We start from the raw sequence: 16,646 nt of genomic DNA, 5'->3' as shown, positions 1-16,646 counted from the left end.
ATGCACCGCACTTAAGCACCCGGTCATGTTTCAATTCCGGGCGGAACAGCCACACGACAGGCCTCCCGCGCGCATGCTCAGCCGGACAATCGCGCACGCTCAGCGTGGCGCGCTCGCCTCACCCCGCGAGCCGACGTAGGCCACGCCGAGGCCCCTGAACGCTCGGGCCGCGTCGTGCACGGCGCCCGACACCAGAGCGCGGAGAGGGAAGTCCGCGCCCCGCGCGGTGGCGAGAAAGATGCGCCGGAAGTCGTCCACCACGACCGAACGGCGCACGCCGGGCGCCGAATCCGAGATACCGAGCGCCGGGATCATGGAGATGACGATCCCGGCGGCGGCGTACGCCTTCGCGACGGCGTGGTCCGTGATCCAGTGCGTCACCGTCGGCGCGGGCAACCCGCGCGTGAGGAAGAGCTGGTCGACCAGGGGCGGGGACCCCACCGTGTTCGTCGGGTGCGACGAGAACGATTCGCGCGATAAGCGCGCGAAGTCTCGGGGGTTTTCGTGCAGGTCGTCGCGGTCCTGGGCAGTGAGCAGGAGGAGCGCATCGGCAAGGAGCGGCTCGACCGCGAGGCCGTCGGCATCGGGCTCCGGATGCCCCCACACCAGCCCGATGTCCGCCTCGCCGCGGCGCAGCGCGTCCGCCACCTCCTCGCCGACCGCATATTCGGACAGGGCCACCGTCACGGCAGGGCTGCGGCGCTTGATCTCGGAGAGTACGCCCGGAATGAGCGTCGCGGACGCGGCACGGAAGTATGCGAACCGCACGATGCCGTCGTCCGCGTGCGCGAGCGCCTCGATCGAACGGCGCAGATAGTCCGCCTCCTCGACGACGAGGCGGGCGCGGTCGGCGGTCATGCGCGCCATCGGCGAGGCGCGTATCGACCGCGCTGTGCGCTCGAACAGCGTCATGCCGAGAGACTTCTCGATCTGCGTCAGGTGCCGCGATACCGCCGTCGCGCTGTACCCGGTGTCGCGCGCGGCCTGCGCAATCGAACCAGCATCGACGACCGCAATGAGACTGCGGAGCGCCGTGAGGTCATCCGTCCACATCGCGAGTCTCCTGGATGTCGATCCGTCTCACCGCGACAACGCCCACGACGCCGATGGCGGCCCACACGACGAGACCGTACTCGAATCCGAGCACATTCCTCGCGGCGAGCGTCGTGGTCGCGACGAGGCTGCTCACGGCGGTCGCGAGGTTGAACGCGAGCCCGCCCGCGCTCGCCCTCACCCGCGCGGGGAAGGCACGACTCATCGCGACGTACACGGGGTTCGCGAAGAGCGCGACGGGGATCGCCAGGAGGACCACACCGCCAATGACGGCGGCGAGGACCCCCGTACGCGCCAGCGCGATCGCGGGAAGCGCCAACACGGCGAGTGCCACGGCGCCCCATCGAACCACGCGGGCTGGCGGGACGTCAGCGAGTGCGCGACCGGCCGCAAGGATAAACGCGATGAACGCGACGTACGCCGCCGCGGAGACCCAGATGGATCCCTCGTTCGGAAGCCCCGCGAGAAGGGCCTCGCTCGTCAGTCCGCCGAGGCACATGGCGATCGTCACGTTGAACGCCAGCGAGACGGCCGCGAGCCACACCATCGCCCGCGGCGCGATCCGGAGCGCCTCGCGCAGCGGCCGCGCGCTTGGCCCGCGCTGGCGAACGGCCTGCGACGCGTCGCTTTCTGGGGCCACAACGCGTAGGGCTATCGCCACGATCCCCAGCGGGAGAGCCAGGAGGAACGGGATCCGCCACCCCCACGCGACCATCTGCTCGGGCGACACGAAACGCGCGATAACGCCCGCGAGGAGCGCCCCCGCCAGCGCCGCCACCCACGGTCCCGTCGCGAGGACGCTCAAGGAGCGCGCCGGACGCGCACCGCCGCGTACCGTCTCTCCGAAGTACGGCACGGCGCTCGGCATCTCGCCTCCCACCGCGAAGCCCTGCGCCATGCGCAACGCGACGAACAGGACGGGCGCCAGCACACCGATCGCCGCGAAGTTCGGAACCAGCCCGATACCGACCGTCGCGGCGCTCATGATGACGATCGTCACGAGGAGCGCGCTGCGACGCCCGCGCCTGTCGGAAAACCTCGCGAGCACGACGCCTCCCACGGGCCTCACGAGAAAGGCAATAGAGAACGTTGCCCACGTCAGCGCGAGTGCGGCGGCGGGATCCTGGTCGGGGAATATGGCCGAGGCGAGGTAGGCGGACAGCACGCCGTAGATCGAGAATTCGTACCATTCGACGAGGTGGCCCGCGAACGCGGCGCGGCGAATTCGGCGGTGCCCCTGCTCGGACACCCCGACGAGAGCAGTCATGGCGACATTTTCTCGAGCCTGTGTTTCCGACGCGTGTCGCGATCGCGGCACCAGAAATTCACCTGCGCGTGACCATTTCGTTCACAACCTCGCCCTAGTCTGGACGCATCGTCCACGACCGCGAGGAGAACGCGTGACATCGACCATCGTCTTCGACTTCGACGGCACCCTCGCCGTCGGCCCCGGCCCCGTTCTGGCGTACGCCCGGGCGGTCGCGGAGTGCGCCGACCCCGAGCTGCTGGCCGAGATCGTCGAGGCGCTGGACACGTTCGAGGAGGACGGATCCGGCGGGTTCCGCGACGGCTACGACGTCGTCGGCACGCTCGCTCAGCGCCGCGGCATCCCCGCGGCCGAGGTGCAGGCCGCCTATCGCCGCAGCCGCGCCGCGCTCGGCACGGACGCGTGCCCCGTCGAGGCGGCGCCCGGGCTCGCCGTCCTGCTGGGGCGCCTCCCCGTGGACACCCGCGTCATCCTCGCGACGAACGCCCCGGCCGACGGCCTGGACCGCGTGCTGGCCGCCTGGGGGCTCGCGGGCCGGTTCGACGAGGTCCTCGCCGAGGTCGGCAAGCCCGCCGGCCTCACGCCGATCATCCGGCGCGCACTGAAGGACGGCCCCGTCCTCGCCGTCGGCGATATCGTCGAGAACGACCTCGCGCCCGCCGCCGCCGAGGGCGCCGCGACGGCGCTCGTCGGCGCCACGTGGCGCACCTCCCCCGCCCCCGCGACGATGCGCGGGCCGAGTATCGGCGACATCGCCGACGAGATCGCCGCCTGGGCGCTCTCCCCCGAGACCCCCGCGCCGTCCGGCGCGGCGACCCCTGCCGAAAGGTGACCCCCATGCGCAAGACCCTGCTCACACCCGTCGCCGCCGGGGCGCTCGTCCTCGGCCTCGCGGGCTGCGGATCCGCCAGCTCCGGAGACGAGGCCGCCGACGGCGCGTGGCCCGAGGAGATCACGATCTCGCTCGTCCCGTCCGTCGAGGGCGAGGACCTCGCCGAGGCACTCGACCCGCTCACCTCCTACCTCTCCGAGGGCCTCGGCATCGAGGTCACGGGCGTCGTCGCGAACGACTACACCGCCACGGTCGAGGCGCTCGGCGCCGACCAGGCGCAGGTCGTCATCACCGACGCCGGCTCGCTCTACAACGCCGTCGAGCGCTACGACGCCGAGCTGATCCTCCGCGACGTGCGCTTCGGGGCAACGAGCTACGCCGCCGTGGCGTACACGAACGACCCCGACACGTACTGCGAGGACGAGCCGGTCATGGCGACCTACGACGCCAGCGGCATCGAGCTGTCGTTCTGCAACGGCACGGAGGAGGCCGCCGCGTCCGCGACCGGCCAGGGCCCCGCCGGCCTCGAGGCACTCGCGAACGTCGACGGCGCCGCCGTCGCCCTGCAGGCCGCCACCTCGCCGGCCGGGTACCAGTACCCCGTCGTCGCGATGCGCGAGCAGGGCATCGACACCGACGCCGACATCGAGCAGGTCCCCGTCGAGGGCAACAACAACGCCGTCCTCGCGGTCGCGAACGGCGACGCCGAAGTCGGCTTCGCCTACTGGGACGCCCGCACCACCGTGACCGAGGAGGTCCCGGACATCGCGGACAAGGCCGTGGCCTTCGCCTACACCGAGATGATCCCGAACGGCGGCGTCGCCGCCTCGTCCACGCTCCCCGACGACCTCGTCGCCGAGCTGACGACCCTGATGGACGACTACGCCGACTCGTCCGAGGAGGCCGCCACGGTCATGTTCGACCTCGTGGGACTCTCGGACTGGACGAGCGAGACCGCCGACGAGGAGATCACCCGCTACGGCGAGATCCTCGAGCAGTTCGCCAACTAATCACGAAAGAGCGCTGCGTGAACGCGAACGATTCCGCGCCGGCGGAGGCCGGGGCTGCCCCGGCCTCCGCGTCGTGGCCCGTCACCCTCGACCGCGTCGCGGTCACCTACCCGGGAGGCACGGCCGCGCTGCGCGGGGTCTCGCTCGAGATCCCCGCGGGCGAGATGGTGTCGGTCGTCGGGCTGTCCGGATCCGGCAAATCCACTCTCATCCGGACGATCAACGGCCTCGTGCCCGCGACGAGCGGATCCGTTCGCGTCGGCCCGCACACCGTCACGGGCCTCACCGGCCGCCGCCTGCGCGAGCTGCGCGGCCACGTCGGGATGATCTTCCAGGGCTTCAATCTGGCCGAGCGCGTCGACGTCTACCGCAACACGCTCGTCGGCCGTTTCGCCCGCCAGGGGGCAGCCCGCGCGCTGTTCGGGATCGCCTCGGCCGAGGACCGCCGGATCGCGCTCGAGGCGCTGGAGGCCGTCGGCATGCTCGAGAAGGTCTGGACGCGCGCCGGATCCCTGTCGGGCGGCCAGAAGCAGCGCGTCGCGATCGCGCGCGCCCTCTCGCAGCAGCCGAGCGTCATGCTCGCGGACGAGCCGGTGGCGAGCCTGGATCCGCCCACGGCGCACGCCGTCATGGCGGAGCTCGAGCGCATCAACGTCGAGCGCGGGCTCACGGTGCTCACGAACCTGCACCTCATGGACCTCGCGCGCGACTACACGACCCGCATGATCGGCCTGCGCGCCGGCGAGATCGTCTACGACGGCCCGGCCGCGGACGCCACCGACGCCGACTTCGAGGAGATCTACGGGCGGCGGATCCAGCCGCAGGACCGCCTCGGGAGATCCGCGTGACGGCGCCCGCCCTCCCTCCCCGCCCGCGCACCTGGCCGCGCCGCGCCCTCGTCGCGGCGGCGCTCGCGGCGTTCACGGTGCTCACGTGCCTGTCCGCGATCGGCGGCGTCGAGCTCGATCTCGCGTCCATCGCGCGCAACTGGCGCAACGGCGCGGAGAATCTCGCGCGCTTCCTCCAGCCCGACTGGGCGTTCCTGCCGCGGACGATCGGCCCCATGCTCGAGACGCTGCAGATGGCGCTCGTGGGCGCCGCCGCCGCCGCGATCTGCTCCGTCCCGCTGACCCTGTGGGCCGCGCGGCCCACGAACCCCTCGGCGCCCGGCCGCGCCGTCGTCCGCGGGATCATCAACGTCGTCCGCGCCGTCCCGGACCTCGTCTACGCCACGATCCTCGTCGCGCTCGTGGGCGTCGGCGCCCTCCCCGGTATCCTGACGCTGTTCCTCTTCGACCTCGGCATCGTCGTCAAGCTCGTGTCCGAGGCGATCGACTCGTCCGAGCACCCCTACCTCGAGGCCGCGCGCGCTGCGGGCGCCACGCAGGGCCAGGCGAACCGGCGCCTCGCGCTGCCCGAGACGCTGCCTCTGTTCGCCAACCAGTGGCTCTACGCCCTCGAGCTGAACGTGCGCATCTCCGCCATCCTCGGCATCGTGGGCGCGGGCGGCATCGGCCGCCTCCTCGACGAGCGCTTCGGCTTCTACGCCTACGACGACGTGTCGATCATCATCCTCGAGATCCTCGTCGTCGTCATCGCCATCGAGTTCTGCTCGAACGCCCTGCGCCGGAGGCTCGCGTGAACGCCCCCGGATTCGCGCTCCCGCCGCGGCCGTCCCGCGCGCCCCAGCTGATCGCCGCCGGCGCCGCCGGGATCCTCATCCTCGCCGCCACCGCGGGCCTCGACGCCGACTGGGCCGAGCTGGCCGCGCTGCCCGGCGCGGCGTGGGAGTACGCGCAACTGATGTTCGCGCCGCCGAACCTCGAGAAGCTGCCCCGCGCGCTGTTCGAGACGTGGCGCTCGATCTCGATGGCGTGGCTCGGCGCGCTGCTCTGCGTCGTCGTCTCCGTGCCCCTCGGCATGCTCGCCGCCCACGGCACCGGCCCTGCGTGGCTCCGCGCGGGACTGCGCGGGCTGTTCGCCGTGATCCGCGCGTTCCCCGAGGTCATCATCGCGCTGATCCTCCTCACGGTCACGGGCCTCACGCCCTTCACGGGCGCGCTCGCCCTGGGGATCGCGGGCATCGGCACGCAGGGCAAGTGGGTCTACGAGACCGTCGAGTCGCTGCGCGCCGACGCTGCCGAGGCCGTCGCCGCAGCCGGCGGCGGGCGGGTCGCGATCATCCGCTGGGCGCTGTGGCCCGCCGCGCTGCCCGCGATCGCTTCCTTCGCGCTGTACCGGTTCGAGATCAACATCCGCATGTCGGCCGTGCTCGGCCTCGTCGGCGCGGGCGGCATCGGGAGCATGCTGGCGAACTACACGAACTATCGTGAGTGGGACACGGTGGGGATGCTCCTCATCGTCGTCATCGTCGCGACCATGCTCGTCGACGCCGTCTCCGGCGCCCTGCGCCGCCGCATCATGGAGGGGACCCGCTCCCGTGGCCTGGCAAGGATCCGCTGACGCACCGCCCACCGCGCGCATGACTGCGCTCGCCCCGTCCCTGCACGCGGGCGAGCTGCGCGTCGCCGAGGCGATCGCGGGCGACCTCGCCTGGACGGTCGAGCGCACGGCGCAGGAGATCGCCGACCACGTCGGCGTCGGGCGCTCCACCGTCGTCCGCCTCGCGCAGGCGCTCGGGTACGACGGCTACCCGCAGCTGCGGGTCGCGGCCGCGCGCGAGCTGGCCCTCGGATCCCCGGATCCGGACCCCTCCGACGGCACGCTCCTCGGCGGCCTGCGCGCGAGCGTCGACCGCTTCGCCGCGCGCGTCGTGCACACCGTCTCGGGCGTCACGGAGGAGTCGCTCGAGGCCGTCGTCTCGGCGCTCGACGAGGCCGGCCGCGTGCTCGTCGTCGCGAACGGGCTCTCCTCGCCCCTCGGCCTCGACGTCGTCCTGCGTCTCACCGCCGCGGGGCGGCCCGCCGAGCTCCTCCCCGACGCCCTCGCGCAGCGCATCGCCGCGCGCCAGCTCGGGCGGGCCGACGTCTGCCTCGTGATCTCCGGATCCGGCGCCAACGACCAGACCCTCCTGGCGCTCGCGGGCGCGCGGGAGGCGGGCGCCCGGGTCCTCGCCATCACCTCGTTCGCGCGATCCGCCGTCGCCGAGGCCTCGGACGCCGCGCTCATCGTGCCGCCCGTGAACGACTCGTTCCGCGACGAGCTCGTGCACACCTCGCGCGCCGCGCTCATGCTCGTGACCGAGGCGCTCGTGGATGCCGTCACGGCCCGCCGCGGCGACCGGGGCCGGGCCGCGCGCGCCGCCGTGCTCGCCGAGCTCGGCACCGCGATCCGGGAGTAGCGGCCCATCCGGTAGGATGAATGCGGGCCTTGGGCGCGAGACGCGTCCGCGCCCGTCGTCGCGGCTGACCTGAGCACCTCGCTCGGCCCGCAATCTTCCGTGGCGAACACGATTCGGCATCCGCCGCTTTCGCCCCCGCATCGTCGCCCTCGTCCCCTTCGCGCGCCCGCGCAGGAGGCGGATCCGCGGTGCCCATCGAGAGACACTCATGACATCTGCCTCCCCGTCCTTCGCCGACCTCGGCGTTCCCGGCTTCCTCTGCGACGCGCTCGTCGCCGAGGGCCGCCCGACCCCCTTCCCGATCCAGCAGGAGACGCTGCCCTCGACGCTCGCGGGCCGCGACGTCCTCGGCCGCGGCAAGACCGGATCCGGCAAGACCCTCGCCTTCGCGATCCCGCTCGTGGCGCGCCTCGCGGCGGGGTCGCTGACGGGCCGCCCCGGCTCCCCCGTCGCCCTCGTGCTCGCGCCGACGCGCGAGCTCGCGACGCAGATCGCGAACGTCGTCACGCCGCTCGCGGCCGCCGCGAACCTCACCGTCACGACCGTGTTCGGCGGCGTCTCGCAGAAGCCGCAGGAGGCCGCGTTCCGCCGCGGCGTCGACATCGTCGTGGCCTGCCCCGGCCGCCTCGAGGACCTCATCGGCCAGAAGGTCGTCTCGCTCTCCCGCGTCGCGATCACGGTGCTCGACGAGGCCGACCACATGGCCGACCTCGGGTTCCTGCCGGGCGTGACGCGCCTGCTGTCCCAGACGCCCGCGGGCGGGCAGCGCCTGCTGTTCTCCGCGACGCTGGACAACGGCGTCGACAAGCTCGCGAAGCGCTTCCTGTCGGATCCCGTGAGCCACTCGATCGACTCGGCCTCCTCGCCCGTGCCCGACATGACGCACCACGTCTACGAGGTCGAGACGGCGGAGGAGCGCACCGCGCTCATCCGCGCGCTCGCCTCGGGCACCTCGAAGCGGATCCTCTTCTCGCGCACGAAGCACCAGGCCAAGCGGCTCGCGAAGCAGCTGACGGCGTCGGGGATCCCGGCCGTCGACCTGCAGGGCAACCTCTCGCAGAACGCGCGCGACCGGAACCTCGCCGCGCTCGCCGACGGCAGCGTCAAGGTGCTCGTCGCGACCGACGTCGCGGCGCGCGGCGTGCACGTGGACGGCATCGACCTCGTCGTGCACATGGATCCGCCCGCCGACCACAAGGCGTACCTGCACCGCTCGGGCCGCACGGCCCGCGCCGGCGCGTCGGGCGACGTCGTCACGATCCTCCTGCCGTCGCAGCGCGCCGACGCGAAGCAGCTCCTGCGCCGCGCGGGCATCCAGGCGAAGCCCCGGGTGGTGACGGCGGAGAGCCCCGAGGTCGTCGAGCTCGTCGGCGAGCGCGCCGCGCACGTCGCGCCCGTCGCGGGCGGGCCCGGATCCGGCAACGCCCCCGCCGCGGGGCAGACCGGCGGCGGCCGCTCGCAGGGCGCCAACGCGCAGCGCAAGCGCGCCGCGCGCGAGGCCCGCGGCGCCGAGAACGGCCAGGGCGGCCGCGGCCAGGGCGGCGGACGCAGCGGCCAGGGCGGCGGACGCGGCCAGGGCGGCGGAGCGCAGGGCGCGTCGGGCTCCGGCGCGCGCCAGGGCGGCAGCGGTCGCCCCGGCAGCGGTCACGCGGGCGCCGGCCAGTCCGGCCAGCGCCAGGGCGCGGCCCCGGCGGGCGGCCAGCGCCGCCACCGCCGCGCGAGCGCCCGCTAACCCCGCCCGCGCTCCCGCGCCGCAAGTCCACAATTCTCCGGCAATTCTCCACGGTATACCGTGGAGAATTGCCGGAGAATTGTGGACTTAGGGGGTTACTCGCCCCGGGAGACCGCGATCATCTCGTCGCGGGGGACGACCTTGATGCGCTCGCGGCCCTCGGCCTCGCCGAGCGACATCTCGTGGGAGTCGAGGCGGTGCCAGCCCTCGAGGTCGGTCCAGGCCACGCCCCGCTCGGTGAGGAGCTGGTCGATCGCCTCCTCCGACGGATCCTCCGGCCGCCACCACGAGCCCTGGTCGTTTACGAGGTGCGTGACCGTCTCCATGGCGTCGCTCTTCGTGTGCCCGATGAGGCCCACGGGGCCGCGCTTGATCCAGCCCGTCGCGTAGACGCCCGGGAGGATGTCGTTCGAGTCCTCGGCGAGCACCTGGCCCTCGTGGTTCGGGATCACGCCGTGGCGCTCGTCGAACGGCACGCCGGGCAGCGGGGATCCGAAGTATCCGATCGCCCGGTAGAGCTGGCCGAGCGGGATCTCCCGCATCTCGCCCGTGCCCACGACGCCGCCAGCGCCGTCGGCCTTTGTGCGCTCGTAGACGAGCGACGCGACGTTGCCGTCGGCGTCCTTTTTCACCTCGACGGGCTTGGCCCAGAAGTGCAGGTGGAGGCGGCGCGACGCCTCGCCGCCCGCGCCGTTCGCGCTCGGCAGCTCGCGCCACTTCTGCAGCACGCGGTCGATGACCTTGACCTGCTTGTTCGTCGCGATCGCGTCCTTCGACGCCTCGTCGTAGTCGAAGTCCTCGTCGTAGACGACCATGTCGACGTCGTTCAGCTCGCCGAGCTCGCGCAGCTCGAGCGGCGTGAACTTCACCTGCGCGGGCCCGCGGCGGCCGAACACGTGCACGTCGGTGACGGGCGAGGCCTTGAGGATCTCGTAGACGTTGTCGGGGATCTCCGTCGGCAGCAGGTCGTCGGCGTGCTTGGCGAGGACCCGCGCCGCGTCGAGCGCGACGTTGCCGTTGCCGATCATGCCGACGTGCGCGGCCGTGAGCGGCCACGTGCGCGGCACGTCGGGGTGCCCGTCGTACCAGCTGACGAAGTCGGCCGCGCCGTAGGACTCGCCCGCATCGATGCCGGGGATGTCGAGCTCCGCGTCGCGCACGGCGCCCGTCGAGAAGATCACCGCGTGGTAGTGCTTCTTCAGGTCGTCCAGCGTGATGTCCTCGCCGAAGCGGACGTTGCCGAAGATCCGGATGTCGCCGCGGTCCAGCACGTCGCGCAGCGCGTTCACGACGCCCTTGATGCGCGGGTGGTCGGGGGCGACGCCGTAGCGCACGAGGCCGTAGGGAGCGGGGAGGTGCTCGAACAGGTCGATCGACACGTCGAAGCTGCGCTCGGTCTTGAGGAGGATGTCGGCCGCGTAGATTCCGGCGGGGCCGGCGCCGACGATGGCAAGACGAAGCTTGGTCATGTGGTGCGGAACTTTCTCTTCAGGGGCGGGTTCGAGCGTCAGCTCGAGCGATCGGCCAGCTGCCGCGCGAAGCGGGTCAGCGCCTCGCGCACCGTGCCGCGCGGCAGGTCGGACAGGGCGTCGACCGCCTCGTTCGTCCAGCTCATCGCGAGCTCGTGCGTCCGGGCCGTCACGGCGTGGTCCCGCAGCTCGGCGAGTTCGGCGTCGAGGATCGCCGGATCCGCGCCCTCGCGGATCCGCTCCACGCCCTCGTCGATGCGGCGCGTCAGGTCGCGGTCTCGCGGATCCGTGCTCGCCTGGAGCAGCAGGTACGGCATCGTCACGACGCCGGCGCGCAGGTCGGTGCCCGGCACCTTGCCCGTGTCTCCGGGGCTTGCCGAGAGGTCGATCACGTCGTCGGCGAGCTGGAACGCGACGCCGACCTTCTCGCCGTAGACCTTGAGCGCCTCGCGGTGGTCGCGCGTGGCGCCCGAGAAGTGGGCGCCGGCCTGCGCGGCGGCGGCGATGAGGGATCCGGTCTTGTCGGCGAGGACCTGGATGTAGAAGTCGATGGGGTCGTCGCCCTCGGCGGGCCCGACCGTCTCGTGGAGCTGGCCCATCACGAGGCGCTCGAACGTCTCGCTCTGCAGGTCGACGGCGTCGGCGCCGTGGCGCCCCATGACCCGACTGGCGCGCGCGAGCAGGAGGTCGCCCGCGAGGATCGCCGTGGAGTTGTCCCACACCTTGTGCGCGGCGGGGACGCCGCGGCGGCGGTCGGCGCCGTCCATGACGTCGTCGTGGTAGAGCGAGCCGATGTGCATGAGCTCGAGGGCCACGGCCGCATCGCGCACGGCGTCGGTCATGCCGTCCCCGAGCTCGGCCGTGAGGAGCACGAGCATGGGGCGCACGCGCTTGCCGCCCGCCTCGTACAGGTAGCGGCTCATGGCGTCGACGAGCGGATCTGCGGATCCGAGCTCGGCGGCGATCGCCGCCTCCACCGCCTCGAGGCCCGTTTCGAGGGTCTCCGCGAGGCGCCGGGCGCGGGGCCCGACGAATACGCGGTCGCTCAGACCGAATCGGCTCGCCAGTTGCGAGCCCGTCGCTGCGGGGCTCGAAGTCACCCGACCAGCCTACCCGCGGCCCGGGGTGCTGTGACGCCCCGTGTCACGCGGCGGCGTCGCCCGCCTTCCGCGCGCGGTGCAGCGCGACGATCCCGCCCGTGAGGTTGCGGTGCTCGACGCCCGTCCACCCCGCCTCGCGCATCCACGCGGCGAGCGTCGCCTGGTCGGGCCACGCCTGGATCGACTCGTTCAGGTAGTCGTACGCGTCGCCGTTGGAGCCCACGAGGCGCGCGACCCGCGGCAGCACGCGGTCGTTGTAGAAGCGGTACAGCGCACGGAAGGCCGCGTTCGGCGGGGTCGAGAACTCGTTGATCACGACGCGCCCGCCGGGCTTCGTCACGCGGAGGAGCTCCCGGAGCGCGCGCTTGGGGTCGTTCACGTTGCGGAGGCCGTACGACATCGTCACGGCGTCGAACTCCGCGTCGCCGAAGGGCAGGTCGGTCGCGTCGGCCTCGACGAAGCTCAGGCCGCGCACGTCGCCGTAGCGGCGGCGCCCCTCGGCGAGCATGCCGGGCGAGAAGTCGGCCGCGACGACCTCCGCGCCCGAGCGGGCGAGGGACAGCGACGAGCGGCACGTGCCGGCGGCGAGGTCCAGGATCCGCTCCCCCGGCTCCGGCGCGACCGCGGCGGTCGTGGCGCGGCGCCAGAGGGCGTCGAGCCCGAAGGTCATCGCCACGTTCGTCAGGTCGTACCGCTTCGCGACCTGGTCGAACATGCCGCTGACGGTCCGCGGATCCTTGCTGAGGTCTGCGCGCGAGGAAGTCACGTCTGGGATTCTACGGCGGCCGGCTGCCTCAGAGATCCAGCTGCGCGAGGACCTCGAACCACGGGTGCGTCGTCTCCTCGTTGAAGGGCGCCTCGCGGGCGATGACGCGGTCCCGGATCTCGGGGGTGATCTTCTCGAGGCGGTTGACGACATGCAGCGGGTAGCCGTACTCGACCCGGTGCTCCTCCCACTCGTCCTCGTCGTCGATGTAGACGCCGCGCGCGTCCGTGCGGCGCACGACGTCGAGGTCCATGTCGATCGCGGTGGGCTCCGCCCCGTCCCACCGCACGTCCCACGCGATGTCGATGTAGATGCGCGTGCGCTGCGGCGGCGCGTTGACCGTGAGCAGCCACTCCGCGCCGTGGTCGCTGCCCGGCGCAGGATCCGGCAGCAGCATGACGCACGACGCCTTCAGCAGCGTGTCGCGGCCGGGGCGGTGGCTGCGCCAGCCCGGGCGCTGCCCGAACCACGCGCCCCACTCGTCGCGACCGAGGTAGACCACGTCGTGCACCCAGTGCGGCCCGCCGTCCCACTTGCGCCAGTTGATGTGGAGCCGGGTTCCGGGAGGGGCCTGCGTGGTCATCCCTCGACCATATGCCGCCGCGCCCGCTCCCAGGCGGAATGAACCCGCTCCTCCCTAGGATCGGGGATGTGACCGAACCGCTCTCGCTCCCCCGCCTCGTCGCCACGACGCGCGAGATCGCCCCCGAGGACACGCTGCTGTACGCCGACCGGGCGGATCCGCTCGTGTGGGCCCGCCGGGGCGAGGGCATGGTCGCCGCGGGGCCGGACCTGCTCCACATCGACGTCGCCGAGGACGGCCGTATCGCGGCGCTCGCCGACCTGTGGCGCGCGATCTCCCAGGCCACGGACGTCGACGATGAGGTGCGCCTCGCGGGCACGGGCCTCGTGGGCTTCGCGGCGCTCGCGTTCGACGACGACTCGGCCGCGCCGTCCACCCTCATCGTGCCGTCGACGATCATCGGGCGACGGGCGGGGCGCGCCTGGATCACGCGGATCCGCATCGACGGGCGCGCGGGCGAGCTGGCGGATCCGCTCCCCCAGCCGCTCGGGCCGTCCTGGTCCGCGACGCTCGGGCCTGGCCGGATGGATCCCGAGGCGCACGAGCGCGCCGTCCGCGACGCGCTCGCGGCGATCCAGGAGGGCGAGGTGTCGAAGGTCGTCGTCGCGCGCGACCTGGTCGGGACGATCCCCGCGCACGCCGACCTGCGCCGCCTCGTGCGCGCGCTCGCGGCGGACTACCCCGACACGTGGACCTACGCGGTCGACGGGGTCGTCGGGGCGAGCCCCGAGACGCTCGTGACGGTGCGGGACGGATCCGTCACGGCGCGCGTGCTCGCCGGCACGCGGCCGCGCGGGGCCAACCCGGCCGAGGACGACTCCGTGCCGTTCGAGCTGTCCACGAGCCCCAAGGACCGCGCGGAGCACGCGTTCGCGGTCGAGAGCGTCCTGGCCGCGCTCGGGCCGCACACCTCGGCGCTCGAGGCGCCGCGGGATCCGTTCACCCTCGAGCTGCCGAACCTCTGGCACCTCGCGACCGACGTGCGCGGCGAGCTGTCGGGCGGCGCCTCCGCCCTCGACATGGTGCGGGCGCTGCACCCGACCGCGGCGGTGGCGGGGACACCGACCGCGGCCGCGCGCGCCGCGATCCGCCGCATCGAGCCGTTCGACCGCGGGCGCTACGCGGGGCCCGTCGGGTGGATCGACGGCGACGGGGACGGCGAGTGGGCCATCGCGCTGCGCGGGGCGCAGTTCGGGCCCGTGCCGGACGGCGGGCCGACCCGGTCCGTGACGGCGCACGCGGGCGGCGGCATCGTCGCCGGGTCCGTCCCCGAGGCGGAGCTGCTCGAGACGCGCGTGAAGTTCCGCCCCATCGTCGACGCGCTGGCGTAGCGCCGTCGGGTCGGGCTGGCGGCGACCTCCGCGGGGCACCCCGCCCCTTTCGGGCAACACAACGCAGTCAACTTTCGGCGCGGTGGGCCCGGATCCGCGGAAGTTCGTCGGCCGGGGTGGGTATTGACTGCGTTGTGTGGGTGCGGCGGCGGCGCCGGGCGGGCGAACGAACGGATCAGCCGGCGAGTCGGGCGGCGGCGGCGCGGAGCCAGCGGGCGGGATCGCCCATGGCGGCCGCGGCGCCGCCCGCGATCTCGGTGAGGGAGGCGGATCCGGCAAAGCCCGCCGTGTCGCCGTCGATCGCCCCCGCGATGAGGAGGGTCGGCACGCCCGCGGCGCGCGCGAGCTCGGCGACGTGGGCGGGCGCCTTGCCCGCGGCCGACTGCCCGTCGAAGCGCCCCTCCCCCGTGATGACGAGGTCGGCGGATCCGATGGCGTCGACAAGGCCCGTGAGGTCGGCGATCCAGGCGGATCCCGGCACGAGGCGCGCGCCCCACACCCGGAGCGCGAAACCCGCCCCGCCCGCGGCGCCGGCGCCGGGCTCGGCCGCGACGGCCTCGGCCCCGAGGATCCGCGCGAGGCGCCCGAGCGCCGCGTCCGCCGCGGCGATCTCGTCGCCCGCGAGGCCCTTCTGCGGCCCGAAGATGGCGGCCGCGCCCGAGGGCCCCGTGAGCGGGTTCGTGACGTCGCTGAGGACCGTCACCCCGCCCGCCGGGAGGGGGCGGAGGCCGTCGAGCTGCGCCCGGTCAATGTCCGCCAGGCCCGCCGCGCCGGGCGCGACCGGCGCACCGGAGGCCGCGAGGAAGCGCGCGCCGAGCGCGGTGAGGAGCCCCACGCCGCCGTCGGTCGAGGCGCTCGAGCCGATGCCCACGACAAGCCGCGACACCCCGGCGTCGAGGGCGGCCGCGATCGCCTGCCCGAATCCGAGCGTCGACGCCTCGAGCGGGCGGCGCGCGTCCCCGAGCAGCTCGATGCCCGACGTGCCCGCGAGCTCCACGACGCCCGTGCCGCCGGGATGCTCGTCGGTCGCGGGCAGCCGGAGCCAGGAGGCGGACACGGCGGATCCGGCCGGCCCCGTCACGCGCACGGGGATCCGCTCCGCCCCCGGCACCGCCTGGGCGAATGCGTCGAGCGTGCCCTCGCCCCCGTCGGCCATGGGGCGGAGGGTCAGGACGTCGCCCGGCGCGGCCGCGGCCCACCCCGCGGCGATCGCGGCGGCGGCGTCGGCGGCCGTGACGGATCCCTTGAAGCTGTCGGGGGCGACGACGATGCGGCGTGACGGGTGCATGGGAAAACGCTATCCCATTGTCTCGGCGAGCCGCGCCTTCTCGTGTGCGACGTCGAAGCGCGCCGGCGGCCAGGTGGGGGCGATGTCCTCCAGCGTCTCGAGCAGGAGCGCCTGCACCGCGAGCCGCGCGAACCACTTGCGGTCGGCCGGCACGACGTACCAGGGGGCGACGTCGGTCGAGGTGCGGCGGATCGCCACCTGGTACGCGTCCTGGTAGGGGGCCCACCGCTGGCGGGCATCGACGTCGCTCGGCGCGTACTTCCAGTACTTCTCGGGCCGCTCGAGCCGCTCCGAGAGCCGTTCGCCCTGCTCGTCGTAGGAGAGGTGGAGGAAGACCTTGACGATCCGCGTGCCGCGGTCGGCGAGCCGCCGCTCGAAGTCGACGATCGCACCGTAGCGCCGCTCGATCTCCTCCGGCGGGGCGAGCTGGCGCACGAGCCCGACCAGCACGTCCTCGTAGTGCGAGCGATCGAAGACCCCGATATAGCCCGGCCGCGGCACGCGCTTCTCCACCCGCCAGAGGAAGTCGTGGGCGCGCTCCTCGGCCGTCGGGGCCTGGAAAGACGCGAGCTCGACGCCCTGCGGGTCCACCCCGCCCACGACGTGGCGCACGATCCCGCCCTTGCCGGCCGAGTCCATGCCCTGGAGGACGAGGAGCACGCCGTCGCCGGATCCCTCCGTGCGCGCCGCGTAGAGGCGCTCCTGCAGGTCGGCGAGGTGGTGCAGGCCCGCGCGCAGGTCGGCCTGGCCGTCGCGCTTATCGCCGGCGTACCCGGGGGTGGACCGCGGGTCCCCGTTCGCGAGGACCACGTCGGCGCCGGCCCGCAGGCTCGTTCGGGCGTCGGCCGTCCACTTCACCTGGCTCTTCGCGGGCATGGGCCCATTCAAGCGGGCGCCCGCCCCCGGCACAACGC

Annotated in this window: 16 protein-coding genes; 8 read left to right on the top strand and 8 right to left on the bottom strand. The window is 73.5% G+C overall.

Translation table 11 applies throughout. The annotated features are described in order from the left end of the window. Positions 1 to 99 precede the first annotated feature (99 nt). Both G8E01_RS12410 and G8E01_RS12405 read right to left on the bottom strand, forming a co-directional pair. A complete protein-coding gene (locus tag G8E01_RS12410; RefSeq protein ID WP_166320306.1) occupies positions 100 to 1,053 on the bottom strand; it encodes a LysR family transcriptional regulator in 954 nt (317 codons plus the stop codon). Further along, positions 1,040 to 2,320, bottom strand: a complete 1,281-nt coding sequence (locus G8E01_RS12405) for an MFS transporter (protein WP_166320304.1) — start codon at positions 2,318 to 2,320, stop codon at positions 1,040 to 1,042. Before G8E01_RS12405 ends, G8E01_RS12410 begins: the two co-directional genes overlap by 14 nt. 133 nt (positions 2,321 to 2,453) lie before the next feature. On the opposite strand from G8E01_RS12405, the gene G8E01_RS12400 reads away from it, so the two are divergent. The 7 genes from G8E01_RS12400 to G8E01_RS12370 all read left to right on the top strand — a co-directional run bounded on the left by G8E01_RS12400 (position 2,454) and on the right by G8E01_RS12370 (position 9,195). Further along, entirely contained in the window at positions 2,454 to 3,152 is a 699-nt protein-coding gene (locus G8E01_RS12400; protein WP_338100823.1) for an HAD family hydrolase, read from the top strand. Positions 3,153 to 3,157: 5 nt separating this feature from the next. Then, on the top strand, positions 3,158 to 4,162 hold the full coding sequence (locus G8E01_RS12395; protein WP_166320303.1) for a PhnD/SsuA/transferrin family substrate-binding protein: 1,005 nt from the start codon (positions 3,158 to 3,160) through the stop codon (positions 4,160 to 4,162). 17 nt (positions 4,163 to 4,179) lie between these two features. Continuing rightward, complete coding sequence (phnC, locus tag G8E01_RS12390; RefSeq protein ID WP_166320301.1) at positions 4,180 to 5,010, top strand: phosphonate ABC transporter ATP-binding protein; 831 nt, start codon at positions 4,180 to 4,182, stop codon at positions 5,008 to 5,010. Further along, the gene (phnE, locus tag G8E01_RS12385; protein WP_338100822.1) at positions 5,007 to 5,804 is read left to right on the top strand and encodes a phosphonate ABC transporter, permease protein PhnE; all 798 of its coding nucleotides are present in this window, start codon (positions 5,007 to 5,009) and stop codon (positions 5,802 to 5,804) included. The genes phnC and phnE (G8E01_RS12385) overlap by 4 nt, the downstream gene beginning before the upstream one ends. Continuing rightward, complete coding sequence (gene phnE / locus G8E01_RS12380) at positions 5,801 to 6,625, top strand: phosphonate ABC transporter, permease protein PhnE (protein WP_166320299.1); 825 nt, start codon at positions 5,801 to 5,803, stop codon at positions 6,623 to 6,625. Before phnE (G8E01_RS12385) ends, phnE (G8E01_RS12380) begins: the two co-directional genes overlap by 4 nt. A 19-nt stretch (positions 6,626 to 6,644) precedes the next feature. Continuing rightward, positions 6,645 to 7,463: a MurR/RpiR family transcriptional regulator gene (locus G8E01_RS12375; RefSeq protein WP_166320297.1), complete on the top strand. Its 819-nt coding sequence runs from the start codon at positions 6,645 to 6,647 to the stop codon at positions 7,461 to 7,463. A 208-nt stretch (positions 7,464 to 7,671) separates the two neighbouring features. Next, entirely contained in the window at positions 7,672 to 9,195 is a 1,524-nt protein-coding gene (locus G8E01_RS12370) for a DEAD/DEAH box helicase (protein WP_166320295.1), read from the top strand. 95 nt (positions 9,196 to 9,290) lie between these two features. On the opposite strand, the gene G8E01_RS12365 is transcribed toward G8E01_RS12370, so the two are convergent. The 4 genes from G8E01_RS12365 to G8E01_RS12350 are packed head-to-tail and all read right to left on the bottom strand — an operon-like array spanning position 9,291 to position 13,113. Further along, entirely contained in the window at positions 9,291 to 10,664 is a 1,374-nt protein-coding gene (locus G8E01_RS12365; protein ID WP_166320293.1) for a ferredoxin--NADP reductase domain-containing protein, read from the bottom strand. Positions 10,665 to 10,702: 38 nt separating this feature from the next. Then, positions 10,703 to 11,764 carry a polyprenyl synthetase family protein gene (locus G8E01_RS12360; protein WP_166320291.1) on the bottom strand — a complete coding sequence of 354 codons (1,062 nt, stop codon included), beginning with the start codon at positions 11,762 to 11,764 and terminating at the stop codon, positions 10,703 to 10,705. A gap of 43 nt (positions 11,765 to 11,807) precedes the next feature. Beyond that, the gene (locus G8E01_RS12355; RefSeq protein ID WP_166320289.1) at positions 11,808 to 12,530 is read right to left on the bottom strand and encodes a demethylmenaquinone methyltransferase; all 723 of its coding nucleotides are present in this window, start codon (positions 12,528 to 12,530) and stop codon (positions 11,808 to 11,810) included. Between the two features lie 28 nt (positions 12,531 to 12,558). Then, positions 12,559 to 13,113 (bottom strand): DUF402 domain-containing protein, encoded by a 555-nt coding sequence (locus G8E01_RS12350; RefSeq protein ID WP_166320287.1) that lies wholly within the window; start codon positions 13,111 to 13,113, stop codon positions 12,559 to 12,561. Between the two features lie 68 nt (positions 13,114 to 13,181). Here G8E01_RS12350 and G8E01_RS12345 point away from each other — a divergent pair, with 68 nt between their 5' ends. Further along, on the top strand, positions 13,182 to 14,444 hold the full coding sequence (locus G8E01_RS12345; RefSeq protein WP_338100821.1) for an isochorismate synthase: 1,263 nt from the start codon (positions 13,182 to 13,184) through the stop codon (positions 14,442 to 14,444). A gap of 175 nt (positions 14,445 to 14,619) precedes the next feature. Here G8E01_RS12345 and G8E01_RS12340 read toward each other — a convergent pair whose 3' ends face one another. Further along, the gene (locus tag G8E01_RS12340) at positions 14,620 to 15,732 is read right to left on the bottom strand and encodes a glycerate kinase (protein WP_166320283.1); all 1,113 of its coding nucleotides are present in this window, start codon (positions 15,730 to 15,732) and stop codon (positions 14,620 to 14,622) included. Positions 15,733 to 15,741: 9 nt separating this feature from the next. Next, positions 15,742 to 16,608, bottom strand: coding sequence for a PPK2 family polyphosphate kinase (locus tag G8E01_RS12335; protein WP_166320281.1), 867 nt, complete (start codon positions 16,606 to 16,608; stop codon positions 15,742 to 15,744). Between the last annotated feature and the right edge of the window lie 38 nt (positions 16,609 to 16,646).

The sequence above is a fragment of the Microbacterium excoecariae genome (assembly GCF_011326725.1).
Taxonomy (GTDB): domain Bacteria; phylum Actinomycetota; class Actinomycetes; order Actinomycetales; family Microbacteriaceae; genus Microbacterium; species Microbacterium excoecariae.
This window is presented reverse-complemented; position numbering and strand designations above follow the sequence as displayed.